Raw genomic sequence first — 24,613 nt, 5'->3', positions numbered from 1 at the left:
GCCACTGCGCACCCAACGCAGTGGCGGCGAACCGCAGCAGCATCCGCCGGGCTCAGAACCGCGTCGGTCGGATCTGGGCGTCGATGCCTCCATCGACGAACAGTTGGGCGCCATTGATGAAGCTGGCCTGGGTGCTGAGCAGGAACGCCACCGCCGGGGATATTTCGCTCTCCGGTTTCACCTGGGGTCCGAGACCTGCGCACAGCACCATGCTGTCGAGGCGACCGCCCAGGCGCTCATGCAACGCCTCCAACACCTGCTGGCGCCCCGCGTGGCCGGACAGATCGCCGTGGATGTCGGCATTGCGAAAATCCACCCCACGACCTCATGGCCGATGGACTGCAGCAACTGACGGGTAGCCGCGCCGATTCCTGACGCGGAACCGGTTATCAGAGTAGTAGGCATTGTTTTAGTCCTGGCTATGGGAAAGTGTGCGCCCGGAATCAGGACGCGGCGCCCTGGCTGTTGAGCTGCGGATCACCGGGTTGTCCCAGCACGCAGGAGGTGCCGCCCGGGGTGTACATCATCGCCACGCAGCGATTGCAGGCGGTGCAGATCGAGTCGCGACTGATACCCGACTGCAGCTTGTTGACATAGTCGTGCTCGGCGATCAGCACGCGCCCCATGGTCACGGCGTCGAAGCCCTCGGCCATCAGCCGCTCGATCCCGGCCAGGCTCTTGGCCCCGCCCAGGTAGGCCAGCGGCATCTTCACTGCCGTCCGGATCTTGCGGGCATGCTCGAGCAGGTACAGCTCGCGGAACTCCACCTTGGGTTCGATTAGGCTCTGGATGAACATGCCGGCGGCGATGATCGGGTTGCGGACGGTGACGCGGTTTTCCTTGGGAAAGGTGGAGCCGAACATGGTGGTCGTCGACTCGACGTTCATCCCCGCGCTCAACACCAGCAGGTGCGCGCCCTCACGTTCGAGGATACGGGCGATGGCGGCGCCGTCCTCGGCGGTATTGCCGGCCCGCACGCCCTCGGTGATGCTGAACTTGCATACCACCGCCAGGTCCTTGCCCACCGCATCGAGCACCTTGCGCAGCACCAGGCTGGGGAAGCGCAGGCGATTGTCCAGGCTGCCGCCATACTGGTCGCGGCGCTTGTTGTACAACGGCGAAATGAACTGGCTGAGCAGATAGCCGTGGCCCATGTGCAGTTCAACCGCATCGAAGCCGGCCTCGCGAACCAGCCGCGCGCCGCGCACGAACTCGTCGGCGACCCGCAGCATGTCGACCTCGGTCATCGCCTGCTTGCGGAACATGCCGCTGAGCATGCCAACCTTGTTGAAGCCGCCGCTGGCGGACAGCGGGCGCGCGGTCTGCCGCGGCGGCAAAAAGGTGAAGCAGCCGCCGTGGGTGATCTGTGCCGAGGCCGCGGCGCCATGGCGATGCACGGCGTCGGTGAGCACGCGCAGGTGCACAAGGTTATCCCGGCCGAGGACGATCTGGTTCGGCAGCGTACAGCCATCCGGGCTGACGGCACAGTAGGCCAGCGTGGTCATGCCCACGCCACCGGCAGCGATGTCGCCATGGAACCTGGCCATCTGTTTGCTTGGAACGCCGTTGGGGGACATGCCCTCGTTGGTGGCGGACTTGATGAAACGGTTGCGCAGTGTCAGCGGGCCAATGGTCAGCGGGCTGAAGGGTGACGGCGCAATGGCCTGAACGTTGTTGTTCTGCATGGCTAACCTTTTGTTGTTCTAATTGTCAGTGCAGCGGTTCCTGCCCAGGAACGGGCGGGATTGTTCTCCCTCCCTCCCGGCAGCAACATCGTCCGACAGGACTAGGGGTGAACGCGAAAGCGGGGCATTGGCGCCAAGCTTAATCGGGGCAGCCCGCGATCTGCAGCACCAGCTTTACCTTGGCATTGTATCGATCAGATAATTCGTGGAGTAAGCGTAGAACGCTGGGCCACCTGGAGCTGCGGTCCAGCGGGCTTGAGGATCAGTCAGCGATAGGCGCTTCGGTAGCGTTTCGGCCAGAGCCTCTTCATCGAGTGCCTCAAGATACTCACGCACGGCGCGGGTGCTCAGGGCCGGATCGCTCCAGTTGACCTGTTCATCACCCGGTACGCCACGTTGACGACTCGCATCCGCCTTAATGATGCTGGCGTCCACGGCAAATCCTTCGCTCTTGACCAAGCCGGCGTCCATGCAGCGGCGCAGCACCTCATTAAATAACCAACGAAACAGATCAATGTCCCGGAAACGGCCGTGTCGATTCTTAGAAAAGGTCGAGTGATTGGGTACCTCATCTTCAAGGCTCAACCGGCAGAACCAGCGATACGCCAGGTTCAGATGGGTTTCTTCGCACAGCCGCCGCTCGGAGCGAATACCGTAGCAGTAGCTCACGATCAGCATGCGGATCATCAACTCAGGATCAATCGAAGGACGCCCAATCGGGCTGTAGAAATCGGCGAGGTAATGGCGCAAGTCGCTCAGATCGAGACACCGATCAATGCTGCGCAGAAGGTGATTGGCTGGGATGTGATCTTCAAGGTTGAACGAGTAAAACAGTCGCTCCTGCCCACTCGATAACTGTCCCATCATGCTGCGTGCTTCCCTGCTGGCCAATGCAGATATGTTGCCGCAGGCCAGATAGGGGAGCTACTTTTTCAACAGAGTCGGCCGCTAGCTGCCTTTCGCGAAAGGCAGCTTCACGCCCTGAGGAAGTCAGTCAACCTAAATCGAGGTTCTTCAGGAGCGGTGAACCGCGCTTCCTCAAGGCATTCAAATAGGTGGTTTCATCGTAGAGCGGCCTGCCGCCAATACTGGAATCCCGGAAGTCCAACCAGGTTGAGGCGGGGTGATGGGCAATGAACTCAAGATGTACATGGCTCCTGAGCAAGCGCTGTTAGCCCGGTCGCAACATCGATTCAGTGTGAAGGGCCGCTTCTGGCTGATTGCTGACTGTCGTCACCTGCAGCTTTGGGATGGCTTCAGACGGCAAGGGTTTTACCCTGATTCGTGGGTTGAAGGACGGTAGAAACGAAAATTCGGGTCAAGCGCTGGAAGCCGCAAAACAAAAGGCCTGCAAGTCCCTCCAAGAATCAACCACAGTCGAGGAATAAACCCGTGGAAAAAGCCGATTGCAGAACAAGACAGGAGCAAGATGCCCGACAAGACCAAAAGCGCCGAAAGCAGCGCCGTGTCAGGCCGCGAGCCGAAAACCGAAATTAATCTTATAAGAGGATTCAAAGCGACAAAGCGTGTAAACCCAAGACAGACTCGGGCCTCAACGGGGGGCATTTCATCGGCAAACCTAGTCTCTGTTAGGCGCGACCAAAACTACGTTATGACCGTCAGCAATCGGCCAAAAGCGGTCTTTCACGACGGCCATTTAAGACGTGCGGACGACCCATCAATGCCAGAGCTCACGATTGTTCCAGTAAGGCAAACCATCTATTGATAGTGCACCCAAAAATGTTTTGGTCACTTCAACATCACAAGTACCCGGAAATATCAGCTTACGCCTCCGCTTACATCCGGTGATGTTCCAGCAAGAAGTCCACGAACAATCGCACCCGCGCCGGCATTGTCGCCCCGCCGACGAACACCGCATGAATCGGTTCCTGGTCCCCGGGGTTCCAGGCTTCCAACAGCGGAATCAGGTCGCCGCGCTGCAGATCCTCGCTCACGCTGAACTCACCGATACGTGCAATGCCGGCACCTACTCGCGCGAGTTGTGCCAGCGCTTCACCACTGCTGCATTCGATGTTGCCGCTGACCTTTAGGGAAAACTCCTTTCCATCGCGGATGAACGGCCAGTTGGGTTCGGCACGCCGGAAGTTGAAGCGCAGGCAGTTGTGCTGTAGCAGGTCTTCCGGTTCCTGGGGGATGCCGTGGCGCTGCAGATACTCGGGCGATGCCACCACTACCTGGCCGGTGTCGCCGATCCTGCGCGCGGTCAGCGGGCTGTCGGGCAGATGGCCAAAGCGGACCGCGACGTCGGCCTGCCCGCCGAGAATGTCGACCACTTCGTCGCCGAGGGTGAGGTCGACGACGATGTTCGGGTAACGGGCGCTGAATGCTGCGACCAAGGGAACGATGGCCAGCCGCCCATGGCCAAGGGCGGCACTGACCCGCAATCGCCCCCTGGGTACGCCCTGGTCGGCGATGGCTTCTTCGACCTCGTCCATGTCGGCCAGGATACGCCGAGCGCCGCGCAGGAACGCTTCGCCCTCGGCAGTGAAGGTGATCGCTCGGGTGGTGCGCAACAGCAGGCGGGTGCCAAGACGTTGCTCGGTACGCGCGATGATCCGACTGACTGCCGAGGGTGTCAGGCCCAGTGCACGCGCGGCGGCCGACAGGCTGCCTTCCTGCGCCACGGTGGTGAACACGCTCATTTCACCTGACCTGCCGTTGAAATCCACTTGTGCCTCCTGCGCAAAGGTGATTGCCAAAAATGCTATCTACCGCCTGAAAAGACTGGATCGTAGCATTAGCGGCATAGATAAGGAGCCTTCCATGCGTATCAACCCACCACTTGTCGCGCTCGCCATCGGTGCCTTTGGCATCGGCGTAACAGAGTTCGCCCCTATGGGCATGTTGCCGGGTATCGCTGCGGATCTGGGCGTTTCCATTCCCGCCGCCGGTTTGCTGGTCAGTGCTTATGCGCTGGGCGTATTGCTCGGCGCACCGCTGATGACCCTGACCACCGGCAGGATTCCCCGGCGCTATCTGCTGATCGGGCTTATGGCGATTTTCACCCTGGGTAATCTGATGTCAGCCCTGGCCACCGATTACTACAGCCTCATGGTCGCCAGGGTGGTGACCTCACTGAACCATGGTGCATTTTTTGGCGTTGGCTCCATCGTCGCCGCCAGCGTGGTCGCCCCGGAGAAACGTGCCGGGGCGGTTGCGGCGATGTTCATGGGCCTGACCCTGGCGACCATCGGCGGTGTGCCGCTGGCCGCCTGGTTTGGTGAACTGTTCGGTTGGCGCACCGCTTTCTGGGGAATTACCGGCCTCGGCGTGGTGACCATGGCCGCGTTGTGGTTCGCCCTGCCTAACCTGAAGACGCCGCAAAGCGTCGGTGTAATGGCCGAAATTCGGGTACTGGGGCGTGGTCCGGTGCTGGGCGCGTTGGCCCTGACCGTAGTCGGATCGAGCGCAATGTTTACCGTCTTCACCTACATCGCGCCGATCCTCAGCAGCGAGACCAATAGTTCCACCGCCTACATCACCGCCATGCTGGTGCTTTTTGGTGTGGGGTTGACGCTGGGCAATATGTGGGGCGGCAAGGCCGCCGACCGCTCGATAGATCGCACCTTGATCGTCTCGCTAAGCGTTCTGATTCTCGTCTTGCTGGCGTTCACCCTGCTGATGCGTTGGACGGTGCCGGCTGCTCTGGCCATCCTGATATGGGGTATCGCCAGTTTCGCCCTGGTGCCGCCGCTACAGATGCGCGTCATGGAAGCAGCGAAGGACGCGCCCAATCTTGCCTCTGCGGTGAACATTGGCGCCTTCAATTTTGGCAACGCGATTGGCGCAGCGCTGGGCGGAGCGGTGATCAACGCTGGTCTGGGTTATCCGGCGATTTCCCTGGCCGGAGCGGCGATGGCTGCTCTGGGGCTGCTGATGGTGTTGGCTTATGCCTGGCGTTCCAGAACGATTGAAGCAGCAGTGGTGTGACGAAGATGGGGGGAGTGGTTCGTTACCATCGATGAGTGGCGGCAAGTAGTAGAATTGCTGCCCTTGGCGAGGGGCGGCTCCAGATATTTACCCTGAGTGAGGGGGCCGAGCATGTCGGATTAGCCAGAAACCAGGTTAGAGTGTTCATCAATGTCTGTTCATAAGGGCCCTCCACTCGATTCGCGTAGTCGCGCCAAGCAATTCCAGCGAACGAACCGGGCAAAAAAACCGTATATCAATTGTTATTTGAAGAATGAATCGTCCGCTGTTTGTTTCTCTAGATGGGCCCAAGGGAACCGGCAAAACCACACTGTTGGAGGCCGTTACGAAAGTACTGAGGGCAGACAACAAAAAGGTGATCCGACTTTGCGAGCAAAAAAGCGATCCCTATAGGGGCGAAACAATGGCCCTCGTTAACAAACTCGTCAGAAATCCCACCCGGGATTTGGAGTTGAGGGTTTGTGAGCGCTTTGCTGATAGCCGTACTTGGATTTCCCAGCACGTGCTGGCTAAACAGCCACCAGGCAGCATCATCTTGATCGATCGCTGGTACCCGTCTGATGCCGTGTTTCGCCGGATAGTCCCGTTTGTAGAGATTCTACAGTTGAACATTGATCGAAACGTGCGAGTGCCAGACCTGCATGTCGGGGTTGTCACCGCCCCTGATATTTCATGGGCGAGGGCAGCGGCACGACGGCGTGGGCTGAGCAGTACTGTGATCCATAAGCTGGAAGAACATGTCGCTTGTACCAAGGCGTTCGAGCGAGCGATTGCAGATCACGGCTGGGTTTTATGCCGTAATGAAGGAACGATTGAAGACGCAACGATGCAGGTGACTTCTGAGATCTATAGAGTCCTCGATGCCCCTTAGGCGAAGTTCGCTGCGCCGGCCTTGATGCGGTTGAGATAGCCGTACCTTGCTCGCTTAACTTGGCTCGGCTTACCGACCGCTTTGGATCGTTTTCTGCCGAACATACCCATAAAACGCGGCAGTCAACTCCATACAAATGGTTGCTCAGGTCGATGCAATCAGGTGAGCAAGCCTATGCAACTCCGCATCACGCCTTAACCCAGCGCTGGCGACTCCAACTGCTCAGCCCGTCGACGGCAAACACCAATAGCAGCATGGCGAGGATCACCGTACTGGCCTGAGCCTCCTGAAACAGACTAAGACTCACATAGAGCATCTGCCCCAACCCCCCAGCACCAACAAAACCCAGCACGCTGGCCATGCGGATGTTGTTTTCCCAGCGGTACAGGATGTACGCCAACAGCTGCGGAAACAGGTTGGGCAGGGTGCCGTAGCAGAAGGCCCAGACGACGTTGCCGCCCTGCAAGCGGATCGCTTCTGCCGGTTGCGGCGGGGTGTTTTCCAATGCTTCGGCGAAGAGTCGACCGAGCACCCCTGTGGTGTGCATGGCCAGTGCCAGGGTCCCGGCGTTGGGGCCGAGTCCGGCAGCCAGCACCATCAGCGCGGCCCACACCAGTTCGGGAATGGCGCGCAGGGCGTTAAGCACCAGTCGCGACGCACTCTGCAACGGCCAGCCGAAACGCCCGGCCGCCGGCAATGCCAGCACCAGGCCGAATACCGCCGCGAGCAAGGTGCCAAGGGCCGACATGGCCATGGTTTCCACGGCGCCACGGCCGATGGCTTGCAGGTGGCCGGCGCTCAGGTCCGGGCTGAGAAAACGCAGCACGTAGGCGCCCATCTGCTTCAGGTTACCGCTGCCCGTCAGTTCACCGAGATCAATGCCCAGATAGCTGAACGAAGCGACGACCGCCACACCGATGCACAGGATCAGCAGCAGGTTGATCAGGCGATTCATGCGAACCTCCAGCGCAGCAGGCGGCTGATCTGATCGGCGAACAGCACCAGGACGAAAAAGGTCAGCAACATGCTCGCCACTTCACCGCCAGCGAACATGCGCAACGACAGGTCGATCTGCTGGCCCAGCCCACCGGCGCCGACGAAGCCCATCACCACCGACGCGCGGATGGCGCATTCCCAGCGATACACCGTGTACGACAGCAGCTCCGCGCCGACATTGGGCAGGGTGCCGTAGCAGAAAGCCGCCAACCGGCCACTGCCGGCCTGTAGCAGTGCATGGGCCGGACGCTGGTCGACCGACTCGAAAATTTCCGCATAGACCTTGCCCAGCATGCCGCTGTAGGTGATGGCAATCGCCAGCACCCCGGCCGTCGGGCCGAGGCCGACGGCGCGCACGAACAGCAAGGCCCAGACAATTTCCGGCACGCTGCGCAGGAAGATCAGCAACCCGCGCACCGGCCAGCGCAACAGCCGGCCCAAGGCGCTCGGGCGACCACTGCGCGAGGCCGCCGACAGCGACAACGCCCGGCTGGCCAGCAGGCTGGCGGGGATGGCCAACAGCAAGGCCAGGGCCATGCCGGCGGTGGCGATGGCCAGCGTTTGCAACGTCGCTTGCCATAACAGCTGCAAGAATTCTTCGCCATGGGCGGGCGGCCAGAAGGCCGAAACAAACCGGCCCATCTCACTCTGGCTGTCAGCCTGGAGCAGCACACCCAGGTCCAGTTCGCTGAAATGGATGCCGGGCCACAGCAGGGCAAGCGCCAACAGACTGAGCAACAGGCGAGGCAGGGTGGCCGGGTCTCGTGTATCGCGCGTCAGCATCGTGGAATCTGCAGGCTCAAGGGCGCCACCGGAACGGGCGGCGATAGCAGTTGCTCGTTGGCGTAGAGCTTGTCGAGCAAATCGTGGTCGACGTCGCTGGCGGGAAGATCGAACAGGACCTTGCCGTCGCGCAAACCGATGATGCGTGAAAAGTGCGTCAGGGCCAGTTCCACCGCATGCAGGCTGGCGACCAGGGTCACCTTGTGTTCCTGCGCATGGCGGCAGAGGACTGACAGGGTGTGCCCGGCCAGCACCGGGTCCATCGCCGACACCGGCTCATCGGCCAGCAGCACTTCGGGCGCCTGGTACAGCACGCGGGCAATTCCCACGCGCTGCAGTTGGCCGCCGGACAATTGCTGGCACTGGGCGAACAGCTTGTCACCCAGATCCAGCTTGACCAGTGCCGCCCGCGCGCCCGGAACATCCACCGGATGCAGCAGGCTCAGCAGGCTTTTGGCAAAACCCCATTGCCCCAGCTTGCCGGCCAGCACTGCGGTGACCACCCGTTGCCGCGGTGGCAGGGGTGGCGCCTGGTGAACCAGGCCGATGCGCGCCCGCAGCTGCTGACGCCGATGGGCGCCAAGCTGCCAGGCGTGCTCGCCGAGTACTTCGACCGCACCGTCGTCCGGGCGCAGGGCGGTGGCCAGCACGTTGAGCAGGCTCGACTTGCCGGCACCGGACGGACCGATGATTGCGACCTGCTCACCGGCAGCGATGTGCAGGTCGACCTCATGCAGCGCACGCACGCCGTTGCCGTGGGTGAGGCTGACCCGGTTCAGGTGCAAGGTCATTTCAGCAGGTCGGCAGCGCGCGCGGCTTCCTCGATGCCCTTGTAGTTCTCAGGCTTGGTCTCGATGAAGCGGCTGGCGGCTTGCAGATCCAGAATCGCTTTTTGCTCCGGGTTGGCCGGGTCGAGCGCGAGGAAGGCCGTCTTGATTTTGTTGGCGAGGGCCGGGTCGAGGGTGCCGCGCACGGTCCAGTTGTAGTCGAAGTAGGTCGGCGTGGTGGCGAAGACCTTGACCTTGTCGGTGTCGACCTTGCCGGCCTTGACCAGTTTTTCCCAGACGCTGGCATTGAGTACGCCGGCATCCACTTTGCCAGCCTGAACCCAGGCGACCGTGGCGTCATGGGCGCCGGAGTAACCGACGCGACTGAAATAGGTTTCAGGCTTGATGCCGTCCTGCAGCATGAAATAGCGCGGCATCAAACTGCCCGACGTCGACGAGACCGAACCGAAGGCAAAGGACTTGCCCTTGAGGTCGGCCAGCGACTTGACGGCCGGGTCGGCGGTGATGAATTTGCTGGTGAACTGCGCATCCTGCTCACGCTGTACCAATGGAATGGCATTGCCGGTTTTCAGTCGCGCCTGCACGAAGGTGAAGCCGCCCAGCCAGGCCATGTCGATACGGTCGGTTGCCAGGGCCTCGACCACTGCCGGGTAGTCGGACACCGGTACGAACTCGACCTTCATGCCCAGTTGCTTCTCCAGATACTCGCCAAGCGGCTTGAACTTGCGCAGCAGTTCGGTGGGGGCTTCGTCAGGAATGGCGCTGACTTTCAATGTGTCGGCAGCCTGTGCCAGCAGGGTGGAAAAGGACAGGGTAAGGCCAATGGCCAAGGCCAGGGTACGTTTGAGCATGGAAGTTCTCCGGTTCAATAGCGGAAAAATGTCGATGCGCCCCGCACAAGCTGATTGCTGCACGACGCTTCGTGAGGGTAGACGAAAACGCCGCGATTATAGGGACTCTTGCGTGCTTGACCAGCATGGCAACAGGGCTTCGGTCCAAAAAAAGACCTGTGGGAGCGAGCTTGCTCGCGATAGCGGTGGATCAGTTGGCAATGACGCTGACTGACACACTGCCATCGCGAGCAAGCTCGCTCCCACAGGTTTTGTTGTGTCCCACGACTCCGGTGATTTACATCCTTGCCAAAGCCTGCGCCAGATCCGCACGCAAGTCCTCGACATCCTCGACCCCCACCGACAACCGCACCAACCCGTCGCCAATCCCCAGCTCCGCCCGGGTAGCCGGTGGAATGGTGGCGTGGGTCATGATCGCCGGGTGTTCGATCAGGCTTTCCACGCCGCCCAGGCTCTCGGCCAGGGCGAAGATCTGCACGTTCTCAAGGAAACGTTTGGTGCCGGCCAGGTCGCTGTTGAGGTCGAGGGAAATCATCCCGCCGAAACCGCGCATTTGCCGTTGGGCCAGTTCGTGTTGCGGGTGCGAGGGCAGGCCCGGGTAGTAGACCCGTGAGACTTGAGGTTGGCGCTCCAGCCACTGCGCCAGCTCCATTGCGTTGCTGCAATGCCGCTCCATGCGCAGGGCCAGGGTCTTCACCCCGCGCAGGGTGAGGAAGGCATCGAACGGGCCGGCGATGGCGCCGACGGCGTTTTGCAGGAAACCCAGGCGCTCGGCCAGTTCGGCGTTCTGCCCGACCACGGCGATCCCGCCGATCACGTCGGAGTGACCGTTGAGGTATTTGGTGGTCGAGTGCAGCACGATGTCGAAGCCCAGCTCCAGCGGGCGCTGGATCCACGGGCTGGCGAAGGTGTTGTCGGCCACGCAGATGATGCCGCGGGCGCGGCAGGTGCGGGCGATGGCGGCGAGGTCGGTGAGGCGCAGCAGCGGATTGCTCGGAGTCTCGACCATGACCATCCGAGTGTCGTCTTGCAGGGACGCCTCGAACGCCGCCAGGTCGGTCAGGTCGACGAAGCTGAAACGGTGCCCGGCGCTGCGCTGGCGCACCTTGTCGAACAGGCGGAAGGTGCCGCCGTATAAGTCATTGCCCGAGACGATGTGCGAGCCGGCGTCGAGCAGTTCGAGCACCGTGGAAATGGTCGCCAGCCCCGAGGCGAAGGCAAAGCCCCGGGTGCCGCCTTCGAGGTCGGCCACGCAACGCTCAAGGGCCCAGCGCGTCGGGTTGTGCGAACGCCCGTAATCCAGGCCCTTGTGCACCCCGGGGCTCTGTTGCAGGTAGGTGGAGTTGGCGTAGATCGGCGGCATCAGCGCCCCGGTCGAAGGGTCCGGCGTTTGCCCGGCATGGATCACGCGGGTGGCGAAGCCCCGTGGCGGGGCATTTTCATCGTGCTGACTCATGGCAGGGATCTCCGCAAATGGTTGAGCATGTCGGTTCGGGTAATCAGGCCGTGGAAGCCCGAGGCGTCCTGGATGATCGCCACCAGTCCACGGCCCAGCTCGGCCTCCAGTTCAGCCAGTGAGGCGCCGGGGGACAGGGTTTGCAGTTTGTCGGTCATGGCGCTGGATACGGCCTTGCGAAAGTGCGCAACGTCTTCATGTACGCCCAGCAGGATGTCGGACTCGTCGATCACGCCGACCAGTTGTTTGCCGTTCACCAGCACCGGTAACTGCGATACATCCGCCAGGCGCATGCGTTGAAAAGCCGTCAGTAGCGTGTCATCCGGGCCGACGCTGATCACCCGGCCGTCCTCGAAGCGCCGTGCGATCAGGTCGCGCAGGTCGCCGTAGTGCTTGCGTTGCAGCAGGCCCTGATCGTTCATCCACTGGTCGTTGTAGACCTTCGACAGGTAACGCGTACCGGTGTCGCAGACGAAGCTCACCACCCGTTTCGGCTGGGTCTGTTCGCGGCAGTAACGCAACGCCGCCGCCAGCAAAGTGCCGGTCGACGAGCCGCCGAGAATGCCCTCGGCGCGCAGCAACTGGCGGGCGTGGTCGAAGCTTTCCTCGTCGCTGATCGAATAGGCGTGGCGCACGCTGGACAGGTCGGCAATCGATGGAATGAAGTCTTCGCCGATGCCTTCCACCGCCCAGGAACCGGGGGTGGGGAGGGTGCCATTGCGGCTGTATTCGGCCATCACCGAACCGACCGGGTCGGCCAGGACCATTTCCAGGTCCGGCTGCACGCGTTTGAAGAAGCGGGTCAGGCCGGTGAGGGTGCCGGCCGAACCGACACCGACGACGATCGCGTCCACATCGTGCTGGGTTTGTGCCCAGATCTCCGGCGCGGTGCTGCATTCGTGGGCCAGCGGGTTGGCCGGGTTGTTGAACTGGTCGGCGAAGAACGCATCGGGAATGTCCGCGGCCAGCCGCGCGGCGACGTCCTGGTAATACTCGGGATGGCCCTTGCCGACGTCGGAGCGGGTGATGTGCACCTCGGCGCCCATGGCCTTGAGGTGCAGGACCTTCTCGGTGGACATCTTGTCCGGCACCACCAGCACCACCCGGTAGCCCTTGGCGCGGCCGACCAGGGCCAGGCCGAGGCCGGTGTTGCCGGCGGTGGCTTCGACGATGGTGCCGCCGGGGCGCAGGCGGCCATCGCGTTCGGCGGCATCGATCATCGCCAGACCGATGCGGTCCTTGATCGAACCGCCGGGGTTCTGGGATTCGAGTTTGAGAAACAGCGTACACGGGCCGGTATCGAAACGGCTGACGCGCACCAGCGGGGTATTGCCAATCAGTTCTAGTACGGCAGGACGGGAATTGTCGGGCATGTCATCACTCCTTGCGTGAATCCGCACTGGATGGACAGCAATCCGCGCCGGGTCTTTGCGCCGGTCACGGGCATTGCATCGCTAGGACCATAGGCCGTGATCGGGTCCGCTGCAACCTCATGCGGCCAATCGGTCGCCTCGACGCTTTTTCCTCGCCAGCGACCACAAAAAACATAATTTCGCTATTTCCCGGCTCCGAACAGAATGCGGCCAACACCCTGACACCGATAGCCGCAGCAGAAGAACAACAGTGATCAGAATCGAGGCGGCAGCCATGACCGACCTGAATCAAACCACCTTTCAGAAGTGCACAGCCATGACAGTTGATAAAACCGCAATTGATACGCTTGTTGTTGGCGCCGGCCAGGCCGGCGTGGCCATGAGTGAACACCTGAGCAAGCTCGGCGTGCCTCACCTCGTTGTGGAGCGCAATCGTATCGCCGAAGCCTGGCGCACCGGCCGCTGGGATTCGCTGGTGGCCAACGGTCCGGTCTGGCACGACCGCTTCCCGGGGCTGGAGTTCGACGGTCTGGACCCGGATGCCTTTGCCGGGAAAGAGCAAGTGGCTGAGTACTTCGAAGCCTACGCCCGCAAATTCAACGCGCCGATCCGTACCGGCATTGAAGTCAAGAAAGTAGAACGCAACGCTGATCGTCCGGGCTTCACTGTTGAAACCTCTGATGGGGTGATCGAGGCCCGCCACGTAGTGGTCGCCACCGGTCCGTTCCAGCGTCCGGCCATTCCGCCAATTGCTCCCGAAATCGCCGGCATCACCCAGATTCACTCCGCCCAATACTACAACCCGCAGCAACTGGCCGAAGGCGCGGTGTTGGTGGTGGGCGCCGGTTCGTCGGGCGTGCAGATCGCCGATGAATTGCAACGTTCCGGCAAGCAGGTCTACCTGTCGGTGGGCGCCCATGACCGTCCGCCCCGTGCCTATCGCAACCGTGATTTCTGCTGGTGGCTGGGGGTGCTCGGCGAGTGGGATGCCGAAGCCATGCAACCGGGCAAGGAACACGTGACCATCGCCGTGAGCGGTGCCCGTGGCGGCCACACCGTGGACTTCCGCCGGCTGGCTCACCAAGGCATGACCCTGGTCGGCCTGACCCAGTCGTTCAACGGCGCTGTGGTGAGTTTCGAAGACAACCTCGCCGACAACATCCGCCGTGGCGATGAAAATTACCTGGCGCTGCTCGACAAGGCCGACGCCTATATCGAACGCAACGGCCTGGACCTGCCGCTGGAACCCGAAGCCCGGGCCATGCTGGCGGACCCGGATTGCGTGACAAATCCAATCCTGGAACTGGACCTGCTCAAGGCCGGCGTCACCACGATCATCTGGGCCACCGGTTACTCCACCGACTACAGCTGGCTGAAGGTCGATGCCTTCAAGGACAACGGCAAACCGCAGCACCAGCGCGGTGTGTCGGCCGAGCCGGGGGTGTATTTCGTCGGGTTGCCTTGGCAGTCCCGCCGCGGCTCCGCGTTTATCTGGGGCGTTTGGCACGACGCCAAGCACATCGCCGATCACATCGTTAAACAGCACACCTATCTCAACTATCGGGATGCGACCCAGCGTCAAGCCGAAGCCGCCCGTGCACCTATTCAGAAAGCCAGCCTCATGGGAGTTCGTTGATGCCTACTCATACCCGCATCCGCATGTTCAACACCAAAGACACCTACCCGAACCAGACGCTCGACAACGACCTGTGCCAGGCCGTGCGTGCCGGCAACACCGTGTATGTGCGTGGTCAGGTCGGCACCGATTTCAACGGCCAACTGGTGGGCCTCGGTGATCCGCGCGCCCAGGCCGAGCAGGCCATGCGCAACGTCAAGCAATTGCTGGAAGAGGCGGGCAGCGACCTGAGCCACATCGTCAAGACCACCACTTACCTGATCGACCCGCGCTACCGCGAGCCGGTGTACCAGGAAGTCGGCAAGTGGCTCAAGGGCGTGTTCCCGATTTCCACCGGACTGGTGGTCAGTGCCCTCGGCCAGCCGCAGTGGCTGATGGAAATCGATGTGATCGCTGTCATCCCTGAATAAGGAATTCGCCATGACTTTTTCCATCGTGGGTCGCTGCGCCGAGACCGGCCAGCTGGGCATTGCCATCAGCTCCTCGAGCATTGCCGTCGGCGCGCGCTGCCCGTGGCTGCGTGCCGGTGTCGGCGCGGTGTCGAGCCAGAACATCACGCTGCCGGCCCTCGGTCCGCAGATCCTCGATGAACTGGCCAACGGCTCGGCGCCACCCCAGGCGCTGGACCACTCATTGACCCGTAATGGTTACAGCCAGTACCGCCAGGTGGCGGTGGTCGATGCCCACGGGCGCACGGCGGTGTTCAGCGGCAACCATGCCCTGGGCATCAACAACGCCCTGGCCGGTGAGCAATGCGTGGCGGCCGGTAACCTGCTGGCCAACAGTGGGGTGATCGAAGCGATGGTCGCGGCGTTCGAAAACAGCGAAGGCTGCCTCGCCACCCGGCTGATGAACGCCTTGCAGGCCGGGCAGGATGCGGGGGGCGAAGCCGGCGCGGTGCACTCGGCGGCGCTGTCGGTGGTCGGTGACCTGACCTGGCCGATTGTCGACCTGCGGGTGGATTGGGCCGATGAAAACCCGATTGGCGAGTTGGGCAAACTGTGGACGGCCTACGAGCCGCAATTGCAGGACTACCTGACCCGCGCCCTCAATCCGACCCTGGCCCCCGCGTATGGAGTGCCCGGCGATGAGTGAGTTGCGCAGCCGCGCCATGCTCGCGCGATTGATCGGGTTCGCCACGGTCAGCCGCGATTCGAACCTGGAGCTGATCGAGTTCGTGCGCGACTACCTGCACGGACTGGGCGTGGATTGCGAACTGATCTACAACGCCGAGCGGACCAAAGCCAATCTGTTGGCCACGGTCGGCCCGCGCGTGGCCGGCGGCATCGTGCTGTCCGGGCACACCGACGTGGTGCCGGTGGACGGCCAGGCCTGGACGGTCGAACCGTTTTGCCTGAGCGAGGCGAACGGCAAGCTTTACGGTCGCGGCACCGCGGACATGAAAGGCTATCTGGCTTCTGTGCTGGCGGCCGTGCCGATGTTTCTCGCCAGCCCATTAAAGCGCCCGGTGCACCTGGCGTTTTCCTATGACGAAGAGGTCGGTTGCCTCGGCGTGCGCGGTTTGCTGGAGGTGCTGCCGCAACGCATCCCGGCTCCGGCGTTGTGCCTGATCGGCGAGCCGACCGAGCTCAAACCGGTGCTCGGCCACAAGGGCAAACTGGCGATGCGTTGCCACGTACGCGGCGCCGCCTGTCATTCGGCTTACGCGCCTTATGGGGTCAATGCCATCGAGCAGGCCGCGCGCCTGATCGGTCGGCTGGGCGACATCGGCGCCACCCTGGCCCGGCCGCCATTGCATGACCATCGCTTCGATCCGGCGTTCTCGACCGTGCAGGTCGGCCTGATCCAGGGCGGCACGGCGCTGAACATCGTTCCGGCGGACTGCCGTTTCGATTTCGAGATCCGCGCCTTGCCGGACTTCGCCCCGCAAGTGGTCGTCGATGAACTGAAGGACTACGCCGAGCAGACGTTGCTGCCGGCCATGCAGGCCGTGGACACCGATACCGGCATCCGCTTTGAAAAAATCTCGGCCTATCCCGGCCTGGCGACACCCACCGACAGCGCGGCGGCCCGGCTGATTGCCCAGCTGTGCGGCAGCGACGAGTTCAGCACCGTGGCCTTTGGCACCGAAGGCGGGCTGTTCGATCAGGCCGGCATTCCTTCGGTGGTCTGCGGTCCCGGCAGCATGGATCAGGGACACAAGCCCGATGAATTTGTCAGCGTTGATCAGATGGCGGCCTGTGACCGCTTGATGGATCGCCTGGCGGCGTACTTGAGTGAATCCGAACACCCATAACAACAACGGGCCGACAAGCCCCGAGGAAGCGTTCCATGTCCAGATCCTTGCGTTGCAGTGTTCCGTTTGCCCTGGCGTTGCTGAGTGCCAGTGTGTGGGCGGCCCCCCAGGACCTCACCGTGATTTCCTTCGGTGGTGCTACCAAACAGGCTCAGGATAAGGCCTATTTCCAGCCCTTCAACGCCAGCGGCGCGGGCAACATCATCGCCGGTGAGTACAACGGCGAACTGTCGAAGATCAAGGCCATGGTCTCGGCCGGTCACACCAGTTGGGACGTGGTCGAAGTCGAAAGCCCCGAGCTGTTGCGCGGCTGCGAGGAGGGTCTGTTCGAGAAGCTCGATCAAGGACGCTTCGGTGACTCGGCAAACTTTGTGCCCGGTGCGCTGACCGAGTGCGGGGTGGCCACTTACGTCTGGTCGATGGTCATGGCCTACGACCAGAGCAAGCAGGCCAAGGCCCCGCAATCGTGGGCGGACTTCTGGAATGTCGCCGACTTCCCGGGCAAGCGCGGCCTGCGCAAGAGCGCCAAGTACACCCTGGAAATCGCTTTGCTGGCCGACGGCGTCAAGGCGGACGACGTGTACAAGGTCTTGAATACACCGCAAGGCGTGACACGGGCCTTTGCCAAACTCGACCAGATCAAGCCGAACATCCAGTGGTGGGAGGCGGGCGCCCAACCGGCGCAATGGCTGGTCGCCGGCGACGTGGTAATGAGCGCGGCCTACAACGGGCGGATTGCTTCGGCGCAAAAGGAAGGCATGAAACTGAGCATCGTCTGGCCGCAAAGCCTGTACGACCCGGAATACTGGGCGGTGGTCAAAGGCACGCCGAACAAGGCGCTGGCGGAAAATTTCATCGCGTTCGCCAGCCAGCCGCAGGCGCAAAAAGTTTTCTCGGAAAACATCCCTTACGGACCGGTGCATCGCCAGACCCTGCCATTGCTGCCCAAGGACGTGCAGCAGCAACTGCCGACCGCCGAGGCCAACCTGGCCGGTGCCCGGGCAGTGGACGCGGAGTTCTGGGTCGACCATGGCGAGGAGCTTGAACAGCGCTTCAATGCCTGGGCTGCGCGGTAATACAGAAACCTGTGAACACCCAAAACCCTGTGTGTGGGGGCTTGCCCGCGATTGGGCCTTATCGGCCAACCGAAGGTACAGCGTTGCCTCCACGCCCAAACCGCTCCCGATACACCGACGGCGGCACGCCAACCACCGTGCGGAACGCGACCCGGAAGCTTTCCACCGAGCGATAGCCACAACGTTCGGCAATCTGCTCGGTGTTCTGGTCGCTGCTTTCCAGCAGTTCGCGGGCGCGGCCCAGACGTTCGTGCTGCAACCAGGTTTTCGGGGACTGGCCACTGGCTTCGGTGAAGCGGCGCAGGAACGTGCGTTCGCTCATTGCGGCTTCGCTGGCCAGGTCACGCACCTCCAGCGGCTCGTGCAATCGCTCGCGTGCCCACTGCATGACGCGGGAAAGATCGCTGCGCGGTGTAGGACTGACCGGCGTCGGAATGAATTGCGCCTGACCACCGCTACGTTGCGGCGACATGACCAGGCGTCGCGCTACGGCATTGGCCACCTGCGTGCCGAAATCCCGTGCCACCAGATGCAGACAGGCATCGATGCCTGCCGCGCTGCCGGCGGAGGTGATCATTTGGCCGGAATCGACATACAGCACGTCCGGGTCCACCAGGATGTCGGGAAACCGCTCGGCCAGTTCCGAGGTATAGCGCCAGTGCGTGGTCGCACCGTGCCCGTCGAGCAACCCGGTGGCGGCGAGAACGAAAACACCGGAGCAGATCGACAGCAACCGCGCACCCCGCGCATGGGCCTGGCGCAGGGCGGCGATCAGCTCCGCGGGCACTGCGGCGCTGCGGTCGCGCCAGCCGGGGATGATGATGGTCCGTGCGTCGGCGAGCATTTCCATGCCGCCATCGGCCAGGACCTGGATGCCGCCCATGGCACGCATCGGGCCTTGATCGACGGCGACGATACGATGCTCGTACCACGGGAAATCGAATTCGGGTCGTGGCAGGCCGAAGATCTCCACGGCAATGCCGAACTCGAACGTGCAGAGGCCATCGTAGGCCAGAATCGCGACCATTCCTGGGGTGGGGTGCATTTGGCGGAAAGTTCCCGGTGGGTGTCTTGTGCGCCACTGTAGCCGCAAGTGGCTGGCGGATAAAGTCTTGCCACACCCACTGCCTCTTTGGAGTACAGCCTATGACCAGTCTGGTTCGCGAAATTCCCGCCGCCCCATCGGCCATTGCCCTGATGCATTTCAGCAACCGTCTGACCTTCGAAACCGATTGTTCCGACGTCCACGGCAGCCAGATGGCTGGCGAAGTCGATTTCATTCTGGTGGATGTTCGTGGTCCGCTGGCGTTCGAGCGCGGGCATGTACCGGGAGCGATCAACATTCCCGGGCGCCTGCTGAGCGCCGAAGGGTTGGCGGGTTATCCGAACAACAGCCTGTTTGTGGTCTATTGCGCCGGGCCGCATTGCAACGGCGCCAACAAGGCGGCGGTGAAACTGGCGGTCCTGGGTTATCCGGTCAAGGAGATGATCGGCGGCGTGACCGGGTGGCTGGATGAAGGGTTTGAGTTGAGTGTCGGGGTGCAGCGGCAAGCCAGCAGCGTGGTCGGTTGCGAGTGTTGATGTAACCGAAAAAGATCTTTTTTATTCATTTCCGGCCGCCCACCACTCATCCAGTGTCGCCTGCAACCACGCCAACACATCGGCGTAGGCCGCATCGTCCTGCGGCCCTCGTGGCAACGGCGACTCATCGCCAAAATGCGCGTTGAGCAGGGCCACCGACTCGGCGTTCCACTCCGGATGAAACTGTAACCCCAGCCGCGTCGGCCCGGCGCGGTACATCTGCTGCACACAGTGCTCGCTGCTGGCCAACAGCTGCGCGGCAGGTGGCAGGTCGATGACGTCTTCGTGCCACTCCAGCACCTTCAGCGTTTGTCCATCGATAAAGGTCACGGTGGTCCATCCGGTTTCGGTCTGGTCCATGCGCCGTACATTCCCGCCAAGACTCAACGCCAGCAACTGTGCCCCCAGGCATATCGCGAAAACAGCCCCGCCCAGATCCAGGCTGCCTCTGAGCCATTGCCGTTCGGCTTCCAGCCAGGCCGGACCGGCATTGGATTCATAAGGCCCGCCCAACAGGATCACGGGGTCGGCGCTCACGGGCGGCAATTGGCCGAGGTCGGCGCGAAACACGTTCAGCATCAGCCCTCGGGATTCGGCCCAAATGGCGATGGCACCGGGACCTTCGGCGGGGTGGTGCTGGATCAGGTTCAACGTGGGCATCACGCTACTCTCGATGGGACGCAAGGGCGCTCAATGTGCCGTAAAACATCCGGCACCGCCAGTCGGTACATTCCGTCGGATGAATCCGGAAAACCTGTAGGTCTGGTCTGAAAACGCGGCTTGTCTGACGGACTTTGCACCGTCATGGCGCGTTCACCCCAACACCTCCAGTCTGGCGCCACTTTTCTATAAATATTTGTCGCCTCGGCGTAATTTGCCCTCCTGTAGCCGCTCTAGACTGCCGGCCACTTCGGTTCCCACTCACAAAGCGATGACCGAACGCTGCCAATCGAAGCTGCCAATAAAAGCCTCCGCACACAGGAGTTATAAATGAAGAAGCTAGTGATGTTCGGTGCCCTGGCACTGTCGATGTTGTCCCTGACCGCCGTGGCTGAAGACGCCAAGCCGATCCGCATCGGTATCGAAGCCGGCTACCCGCCATTCTCGATGAAGACCCCTGACGGCAAACTCACCGGTTTCGACGTGGACATCGGCGACGCGCTGTGCGAGCAGATGAAGGTCAAGTGCACCTGGGTCGAGCAGGAGTTCGACGGCCTGATCCCCGCGCTGAAGGTCAAGAAAATCGACGCCATCCTGTCGTCCATGACCATCACTGACGATCGCAAGAAGAACGTCGATTTCACCATCAAGTACTACCACACCCCGGCGCGCTTCGTGATGAAGGAAGGCAGCGACGTCAAAGACCCGCTGACCGAGCTCAAGGGCAAGAAAGTCGGTGTGCTGCGCGCCAGTACCCACGACCGCTTCGCCACTGAAGTGCTGCAACCGGCGGGGATTGTCCTGGTGCGCTACGGCTCCCAGCAGGAAGCCAACCTGGACATGGTCTCCGGTCGCATCGACGCGCTGCTGGCCGACTCGGTCAACCTGGACGACGGTTTCCTGAAAACCGACGCCGGTAAAGGTTTTGCCTTCGTCGGCCCTGAGTACAACGATCCGAAATACTTCGGTGGCGGCGCAGGCATTGCCGTGCGCAAGGGTGATAAAGAACTGGCGGACAAGTTCAACACCGCAATCACCGAAATCCGCGCCAACGGCAAGTACAAACAAGTGCAGGACAAGTACTTCAAGTTTGACGTTTACGGCGAGTAAGCGAGCGGGCTGAAAAAGTGGCAACCGTTGGCGCGGTTGCCATTTTTTTTGTGCAATCATTTTCAGCGCCCGCCGTACAGACATCAGGAGTTCTCCCATGCAACGCATCGACCACAAACTTCCCTGGAGCCACCTGGGCACCGAGCGCACCCTCAGCGTGTTTCGTTATGGCGCGGGCACGCGCAAGGTGTACATCCAGGCCAGCCTGCACGCCGACGAATTGCCGGGCATGCGCACGGCCTGGGAATTGAAAAAGCGCCTGACCGAACTTGAACAGCAAGGCCAATTGAACGGTGTGATCGAACTGGTGCCGGTGGCCAATCCCATTGGCCTCGACCAGCACTTGCAAGGCAGCCACTTGGGGCGTTTCGAACTCGGAAGCGGCAAGAACTTCAACCGCTCGTTCGTCGAACTCAGTGCGCCGGTGGCCGCCTTGATCGGTGATCGCCTGGGCACTGACGCCCAGGCCAACATCGCGCTGATTCGCCAGACCATGGGCCAGGTCCTCGACGGCTTGCCGGCAGCGCCATCGCAGCTGGAAGCCATGCACCGCCTGTTGCTGCGTCATGCCTGCGACGCCGACATCACCCTCGACCTGCATTGCGATTTCGACGCGGCCATCCACATCTACGCGTTGCCGCAGCACTGGCCGCAATGGCAATCCCTGGCGGCGCGCCTGAAGGCCGGCGTTGCGTTGTTGTGTGAAGACTCCGGCGGCAGCTCGTTCGATGAATCCTGTTCCTCGCCATGGTTGCGTCTGGCCAGGGCGTTCCCGGCGGCGGCGATTCCACCGGCCAACCTGGCAACCACCCTGGAGCTGGGCAGCATGGGCGACACCCGGGTCGACCAGGCCCAGGCCAATTGCGAGGCCATTCTCGGGTTCCTCGCCGAGCAGGGTTTGATCTCCGGCACCTGGCCGGCGGCACCGGCCGACTGCTGTGAAGGCATGCCATTCGAAGGCACCCAATACCTGTTCGCGCCGCATCACGGCGTGGTCAGTTTCCTGCGTGAGGCCGGAGAGTGGGTGGAGAAGGGTGATGCGCTGTTCGAGGTGGTCGACCCGTTGAACGACAAGGTCACCACCGTGCAGGCCGGCACCAGCGGCGTGCTGTTTGCCCTCGACCGTGGGCGCTACACCCAGCCAGGCAGCTGGCAGGCGAAAGTCGCCGGGCGCGAGCCGATTCGGGTGGGGAAGCATCGCGAGCAAGCTCGCTCCCACAGGGTATGCGAAATCCTTGTGGGAGCGAGCTTGCTCGCGATGACGGCATCAGCCACTCCTGAGATGTTCCTGCCTACTGACCAGTGTTAGGCTCTTCCCCGAATCCTGCATTCCGTGAAGGAAGACCCATGTTGAAGATTCTCGCGCTGCTCACGCTCTTGGTATCCACTGCCGTCCACGCCCAAGCCCCGCTGCAAACCGACTTGCCGCTCAAGTACCTGGAGCAGGCCAGCGCCGATTCGAACCATCAACCCCTGGTGATTTTCCTCCACGGTTACGGCAGTAACGAGCAGGACCTGTTCGGCATCAAGGATGACTTGCCCGCGTCCTACACCTACCTGTCGGTGCGGGCACCTTTGGTGATGGAGGCGGGCAGCTATCAGTGGTTTCGCAAGAAGGGCGAAGGGGCCTACAACGGCGAGACCGATGATCTGAAGTCCAGTGGCCAGTTGCTGCTGGACTTCGTCGCACAGGCCACGAAGAAATATCACACCGAACCCGAGAAGGTGTTCCTGGTCGGTTTCAGCCAGGGCGCGATCATGTCCTACGAAACAGGCCTGCGGCATCCCGAGGCGCTGGGCGGGATCGCTGCATTGAGCGGGCGGATTCTGCCGGTGCTCAAGTCCGAGCTCCAACCCGATGAAAAACGTCAGTCGCTGGCGATTTTCATCGGTCATGGCGAACAGGACAAACGCCTTCCCTACAGCGACGGCACCGAAGCCAACAGCCTGTTGCAGAGCGTGTCACTCGAACCGGAGTTTCACGGCTACCCCGGTGTCGGTCACAACATCAGCGCCGACGAGATACAGGACTTGAGCGCCTGGTTGCAGCGTCTCAACCCCTGAGCCTCATTTCCCGCTGACGATCTGTTTGATCAGGGTGTCGTGGGCCGCCATGTCGCCTGGGCGGGAAATCACCTGGATCACCGCCATGCGGGGGCCGGATGCGGCCATCAGCGTGGTGGTGAGGGTCATGCCACCGCCCTGCGTGGCGGTGCCGTCGACCTGGCGCAGGCCCAGCCCGGTTTTCCGGGTCAGGGCTTTCTCGCTGAGCTTGTTGTAGTCGGGCAGGGATTTGTGTTGCGCCGCATCGAAATCGGCCACGGTGCCGTCGAGGAACGCGCCGTCGTTGTCCTTGACGCTGATACCGTTGGGCAGGGTGTTTTCCGCGGCGATCACCACGGTCTTGGTGGTTTCATTGCTGTACAGGGTGCCACTGGCACCGTCCGGGCTGGCGGGCAGCGGGTTGGCGATGAAACCCTTGGGCAGGTTGAAGGTGAACTTGCCGCCGAGCATCGAGACTTTCTGGGCAGGTGCATCGCTGGAAGTGGCCTTGGCGGCCTGCGCATTCAAAGCCCCCAGGCCGGTAGCGGCTGCCAGCAGCAGGACAAGGGCTTTTTTACTCAACAATGACATCGGAATCTCCAGGGATGGGCGCGCGGTGGGGCGCGATCATCCCATGGAGGTTGTGATGGATTCCAGCGTGCTCTACCGAGCGGTCACTTGGGTGAGGTCGCTTTCCTGTGGCGAGGGGGCTCGCCACATTGATCACTCATTTCATCACCCTCGAAGGCTGGAACCGGCGGATTACGCCTGGTTTTGCGGGAACAGGTTGCGACGGGTTTCTTCGTCGAATTCGGCCTTGAGCACCAGTTTCTCTTTCAAACCGTGGGCGCGTTGGGCCGCCGGGCGGGCACTGATTTCATCGTACAGGCGCTTGACGTTCGGGTAGGCCGCCAGACCGCTCTCGCCGAGGATGTACGGCGCGTAGTTGGCCCAGCCCCACAAGGCCATGTCGGCGATGCTGTAGGTGTCGCCCGCCAGGTATTGATGTTGGGCCAGGCGCTCGTCGAGGATGCGGTAGTGACGTTCGACTTCCTTGAAGTAGCGGTTTTTCGCGTAAGGCAGATCTTCCGGTGCGTGGTGCAGGAAGTGCACGGCCTGGCCGGAGAACGGCGACAAGCCGGTGCCGATGAACATCAGCCACGACAGCATCTCGGCCTGGCTGGCAGCGGACGTCGGCACAAAGCGCTGATGTTTTTGCGCCAAGTGCAGCAGGATCGCCTGGGAGTCGAACACGGTGGCTTCGCCATCAACCAGTGCAGGCACCTTGGCGTTCGGGTTGATCGCCAAAAAGGTTGATTGGTGTTGCTCGCCCTTGAAGGTGTCGACGCCGATCAACTCGTAAGGCGTTTGCAGCTCTTCGAGCAACAGGGCAACTTTCATCGGGTTCGGCGAAGGGTGGAAAAAGAATTTCATGCTGTAGGCCTCAGTCGGGTAGGGGTTGGAACTGAGGCTGATGTTGAAGCAAACCCGTTCGA

General features: G+C 62.0%; 23 protein-coding genes and 2 pseudogenes. 11 read left to right on the top strand and 14 right to left on the bottom strand.

The genetic code is table 11. From position 1 onward, the window contains the following. Positions 1–52: 52 nt before the first annotated feature. From AC1D1M_RS13870 to AC1D1M_RS13855, 4 genes and pseudogenes are all read right to left on the bottom strand, one after another. On the bottom strand, positions 53–316 hold the full coding sequence (locus AC1D1M_RS13870; RefSeq protein ID WP_477776057.1) for a hypothetical protein: 264 nt from the start codon (positions 314–316) through the stop codon (positions 53–55). 127 nt (positions 317–443) lie between these two features. Further along, complete coding sequence (locus tag AC1D1M_RS13865) at positions 444–1,685, bottom strand: NADH:flavin oxidoreductase (protein ID WP_477776056.1); 1,242 nt, start codon at positions 1,683–1,685, stop codon at positions 444–446. Positions 1,686–1,871: 186 nt separating this feature from the next. Beyond that, positions 1,872–2,552, bottom strand: a pseudogene (locus AC1D1M_RS13860) (transposase); the annotation flags it as partial. Positions 2,553–3,481: 929 nt separating this feature from the next. Beyond that, positions 3,482–4,375, bottom strand: coding sequence for a LysR family transcriptional regulator (locus AC1D1M_RS13855; protein ID WP_367371874.1), 894 nt, complete (start codon positions 4,373–4,375; stop codon positions 3,482–3,484). A 94-nt stretch (positions 4,376–4,469) separates the two neighbouring features. Between AC1D1M_RS13855 and AC1D1M_RS13850 the strand changes: the two genes are divergently transcribed. Together AC1D1M_RS13850 and AC1D1M_RS13845 are read left to right on the top strand one after the other, a co-directional pair. Then, a complete protein-coding gene (locus tag AC1D1M_RS13850; RefSeq protein WP_048392538.1) occupies positions 4,470–5,636 on the top strand; it encodes an MFS transporter in 1,167 nt (388 codons plus the stop codon). Between the two features lie 253 nt (positions 5,637–5,889). Next, positions 5,890–6,507, top strand: a complete 618-nt coding sequence (locus AC1D1M_RS13845; RefSeq protein WP_477776055.1) for a dTMP kinase — start codon at positions 5,890–5,892, stop codon at positions 6,505–6,507. 187 nt (positions 6,508–6,694) lie between these two features. On the opposite strand, the gene phnE is transcribed toward AC1D1M_RS13845, so the two are convergent. The 6 genes from phnE to AC1D1M_RS13815 form a co-directional block, all read right to left on the bottom strand. Beyond that, on the bottom strand, positions 6,695–7,462 hold the full coding sequence (phnE, locus tag AC1D1M_RS13840; RefSeq protein WP_477776054.1) for a phosphonate ABC transporter, permease protein PhnE: 768 nt from the start codon (positions 7,460–7,462) through the stop codon (positions 6,695–6,697). Continuing rightward, a complete protein-coding gene (locus AC1D1M_RS13835) occupies positions 7,459–8,286 on the bottom strand; it encodes a PhnE/PtxC family ABC transporter permease (protein ID WP_477776053.1) in 828 nt (275 codons plus the stop codon). The genes phnE and AC1D1M_RS13835 overlap by 4 nt, the downstream gene beginning before the upstream one ends. After that, positions 8,280–9,077, bottom strand: coding sequence for a phosphonate ABC transporter ATP-binding protein (locus tag AC1D1M_RS13830; RefSeq protein ID WP_477776052.1), 798 nt, complete (start codon positions 9,075–9,077; stop codon positions 8,280–8,282). Before AC1D1M_RS13830 ends, AC1D1M_RS13835 begins: the two co-directional genes overlap by 7 nt. Next, complete coding sequence (locus AC1D1M_RS13825; protein WP_477776051.1) at positions 9,074–9,925, bottom strand: putative selenate ABC transporter substrate-binding protein; 852 nt, start codon at positions 9,923–9,925, stop codon at positions 9,074–9,076. Before AC1D1M_RS13825 ends, AC1D1M_RS13830 begins: the two co-directional genes overlap by 4 nt. Positions 9,926–10,202: 277 nt before the next feature. Continuing rightward, a complete protein-coding gene (locus tag AC1D1M_RS13820; RefSeq protein WP_477776050.1) occupies positions 10,203–11,381 on the bottom strand; it encodes a trans-sulfuration enzyme family protein in 1,179 nt (392 codons plus the stop codon). Then, on the bottom strand, positions 11,378–12,754 hold the full coding sequence (locus AC1D1M_RS13815; RefSeq protein ID WP_477776049.1) for a pyridoxal-phosphate dependent enzyme: 1,377 nt from the start codon (positions 12,752–12,754) through the stop codon (positions 11,378–11,380). Before AC1D1M_RS13815 ends, AC1D1M_RS13820 begins: the two co-directional genes overlap by 4 nt. 274 nt (positions 12,755–13,028) lie before the next feature. On the opposite strand from AC1D1M_RS13815, the gene AC1D1M_RS13810 reads away from it, so the two are divergent. From AC1D1M_RS13810 to AC1D1M_RS13790, 5 genes are read left to right on the top strand one after another with little or no spacing between them, the layout of a single operon-like run. Next, positions 13,029–14,390, top strand: coding sequence for a flavin-containing monooxygenase (locus AC1D1M_RS13810; protein WP_477776048.1), 1,362 nt, complete (start codon positions 13,029–13,031; stop codon positions 14,388–14,390). Continuing rightward, complete coding sequence (locus AC1D1M_RS13805) at positions 14,390–14,800, top strand: RidA family protein (protein ID WP_003201555.1); 411 nt, start codon at positions 14,390–14,392, stop codon at positions 14,798–14,800. Before AC1D1M_RS13810 ends, AC1D1M_RS13805 begins: the two co-directional genes overlap by 1 nt. 10 nt (positions 14,801–14,810) lie before the next feature. Further along, positions 14,811–15,485, top strand: coding sequence for a DUF1028 domain-containing protein (locus AC1D1M_RS13800; protein ID WP_477776047.1), 675 nt, complete (start codon positions 14,811–14,813; stop codon positions 15,483–15,485). Next, positions 15,478–16,647 carry an acetylornithine deacetylase gene (gene argE / locus AC1D1M_RS13795; protein WP_477776046.1) on the top strand — a complete coding sequence of 390 codons (1,170 nt, stop codon included), beginning with the start codon at positions 15,478–15,480 and terminating at the stop codon, positions 16,645–16,647. Before AC1D1M_RS13800 ends, argE begins: the two co-directional genes overlap by 8 nt. Positions 16,648–16,682: 35 nt before the next feature. Further along, positions 16,683–17,723, top strand: coding sequence for an ABC transporter substrate-binding protein (locus AC1D1M_RS13790; RefSeq protein ID WP_477776045.1), 1,041 nt, complete (start codon positions 16,683–16,685; stop codon positions 17,721–17,723). A gap of 58 nt (positions 17,724–17,781) precedes the next feature. Here AC1D1M_RS13790 and ftrA read toward each other — a convergent pair whose 3' ends face one another. After that, on the bottom strand, positions 17,782–18,768 hold the full coding sequence (gene ftrA, locus AC1D1M_RS13785; protein WP_477776044.1) for a transcriptional regulator FtrA: 987 nt from the start codon (positions 18,766–18,768) through the stop codon (positions 17,782–17,784). 101 nt (positions 18,769–18,869) lie between these two features. Between ftrA and AC1D1M_RS13780 the strand changes: the two genes are divergently transcribed. Beyond that, the gene (locus AC1D1M_RS13780) at positions 18,870–19,304 is read left to right on the top strand and encodes a rhodanese-like domain-containing protein (protein ID WP_477776043.1); all 435 of its coding nucleotides are present in this window, start codon (positions 18,870–18,872) and stop codon (positions 19,302–19,304) included. Between the two features lie 21 nt (positions 19,305–19,325). Here the strand turns inward: AC1D1M_RS13780 and AC1D1M_RS13775 are convergent, their stop codons facing one another. Next, positions 19,326–19,964, bottom strand: coding sequence for a type 1 glutamine amidotransferase (locus AC1D1M_RS13775; RefSeq protein ID WP_477776042.1), 639 nt, complete (start codon positions 19,962–19,964; stop codon positions 19,326–19,328). A gap of 330 nt (positions 19,965–20,294) precedes the next feature. Between AC1D1M_RS13775 and AC1D1M_RS13770 the strand changes: the two genes are divergently transcribed. The 3 genes and pseudogenes from AC1D1M_RS13770 to AC1D1M_RS13760 all read left to right on the top strand — a co-directional run bounded on the left by AC1D1M_RS13770 (position 20,295) and on the right by AC1D1M_RS13760 (position 23,138). Beyond that, positions 20,295–21,074, top strand: coding sequence for an ABC transporter substrate-binding protein (locus AC1D1M_RS13770; protein ID WP_102672653.1), 780 nt, complete (start codon positions 20,295–20,297; stop codon positions 21,072–21,074). 97 nt (positions 21,075–21,171) lie between these two features. Continuing rightward, positions 21,172–22,269 (top strand): annotated as a pseudogene (locus tag AC1D1M_RS13765) (succinylglutamate desuccinylase/aspartoacylase family protein); the annotation flags it as partial. Positions 22,270–22,421: 152 nt separating this feature from the next. After that, on the top strand, positions 22,422–23,138 hold the full coding sequence (locus AC1D1M_RS13760; protein WP_477776041.1) for an alpha/beta hydrolase: 717 nt from the start codon (positions 22,422–22,424) through the stop codon (positions 23,136–23,138). 3 nt (positions 23,139–23,141) lie between these two features. Here AC1D1M_RS13760 and AC1D1M_RS13755 read toward each other — a convergent pair whose 3' ends face one another. Both AC1D1M_RS13755 and AC1D1M_RS13750 read right to left on the bottom strand, forming a co-directional pair. Next, entirely contained in the window at positions 23,142–23,708 is a 567-nt protein-coding gene (locus AC1D1M_RS13755) for a DcrB/PsbP domain-containing protein (protein WP_477776040.1), read from the bottom strand. Positions 23,709–23,879: 171 nt separating this feature from the next. Next, positions 23,880–24,551 carry a glutathione S-transferase family protein gene (locus AC1D1M_RS13750; RefSeq protein ID WP_477776039.1) on the bottom strand — a complete coding sequence of 224 codons (672 nt, stop codon included), beginning with the start codon at positions 24,549–24,551 and terminating at the stop codon, positions 23,880–23,882. Positions 24,552–24,613: the final 62 nt, after the last annotated feature.

The organism is Pseudomonas sp. P1_F7 (assembly GCF_056405655.1).
The sequence above is the reverse complement of the archived record's forward strand: the minus strand, read 5'-3'. Positions and strand labels throughout refer to the sequence as shown.

Excerpts from the sequence above, each read along its gene's own strand:
- AC1D1M_RS13865 (WP_477776056.1), bottom strand. The coding sequence starts at position 1,685 with ATGCAGAACAACAACGTTCAGGCCATTGCGCCGTCACCCTTCAGCCCG.
- AC1D1M_RS13850 (WP_048392538.1), top strand. The coding sequence starts at position 4,470 with ATGCGTATCAACCCACCACTTGTCGCGCTCGCCATCGGTGCCTTTGGC.
- AC1D1M_RS13845 (WP_477776055.1), top strand. The coding sequence starts at position 5,890 with ATGAATCGTCCGCTGTTTGTTTCTCTAGATGGGCCCAAGGGAACCGGC.
- phnE (WP_477776054.1), bottom strand. The coding sequence starts at position 7,462 with ATGAATCGCCTGATCAACCTGCTGCTGATCCTGTGCATCGGTGTGGCG.
- AC1D1M_RS13835 (WP_477776053.1), bottom strand. The coding sequence starts at position 8,286 with ATGCTGACGCGCGATACACGAGACCCGGCCACCCTGCCTCGCCTGTTG.
- AC1D1M_RS13830 (WP_477776052.1), bottom strand. The coding sequence starts at position 9,077 with ATGACCTTGCACCTGAACCGGGTCAGCCTCACCCACGGCAACGGCGTG.
- AC1D1M_RS13825 (WP_477776051.1), bottom strand. The coding sequence starts at position 9,925 with ATGCTCAAACGTACCCTGGCCTTGGCCATTGGCCTTACCCTGTCCTTT.
- AC1D1M_RS13820 (WP_477776050.1), bottom strand. The coding sequence starts at position 11,381 with ATGAGTCAGCACGATGAAAATGCCCCGCCACGGGGCTTCGCCACCCGC.
- AC1D1M_RS13815 (WP_477776049.1), bottom strand. The coding sequence starts at position 12,754 with ATGCCCGACAATTCCCGTCCTGCCGTACTAGAACTGATTGGCAATACC.
- AC1D1M_RS13810 (WP_477776048.1), top strand. The coding sequence starts at position 13,029 with ATGACCGACCTGAATCAAACCACCTTTCAGAAGTGCACAGCCATGACA.
- AC1D1M_RS13805 (WP_003201555.1), top strand. The coding sequence starts at position 14,390 with ATGCCTACTCATACCCGCATCCGCATGTTCAACACCAAAGACACCTAC.
- AC1D1M_RS13800 (WP_477776047.1), top strand. The coding sequence starts at position 14,811 with ATGACTTTTTCCATCGTGGGTCGCTGCGCCGAGACCGGCCAGCTGGGC.
- argE (WP_477776046.1), top strand. The coding sequence starts at position 15,478 with ATGAGTGAGTTGCGCAGCCGCGCCATGCTCGCGCGATTGATCGGGTTC.
- AC1D1M_RS13790 (WP_477776045.1), top strand. The coding sequence starts at position 16,683 with ATGTCCAGATCCTTGCGTTGCAGTGTTCCGTTTGCCCTGGCGTTGCTG.
- ftrA (WP_477776044.1), bottom strand. The coding sequence starts at position 18,768 with ATGCACCCCACCCCAGGAATGGTCGCGATTCTGGCCTACGATGGCCTC.
- AC1D1M_RS13780 (WP_477776043.1), top strand. The coding sequence starts at position 18,870 with ATGACCAGTCTGGTTCGCGAAATTCCCGCCGCCCCATCGGCCATTGCC.
- AC1D1M_RS13775 (WP_477776042.1), bottom strand. The coding sequence starts at position 19,964 with ATGCCCACGTTGAACCTGATCCAGCACCACCCCGCCGAAGGTCCCGGT.
- AC1D1M_RS13770 (WP_102672653.1), top strand. The coding sequence starts at position 20,295 with ATGAAGAAGCTAGTGATGTTCGGTGCCCTGGCACTGTCGATGTTGTCC.
- AC1D1M_RS13760 (WP_477776041.1), top strand. The coding sequence starts at position 22,422 with ATGTTGAAGATTCTCGCGCTGCTCACGCTCTTGGTATCCACTGCCGTC.
- AC1D1M_RS13755 (WP_477776040.1), bottom strand. The coding sequence starts at position 23,708 with ATGTCATTGTTGAGTAAAAAAGCCCTTGTCCTGCTGCTGGCAGCCGCT.
- AC1D1M_RS13750 (WP_477776039.1), bottom strand. The coding sequence starts at position 24,551 with ATGAAATTCTTTTTCCACCCTTCGCCGAACCCGATGAAAGTTGCCCTG.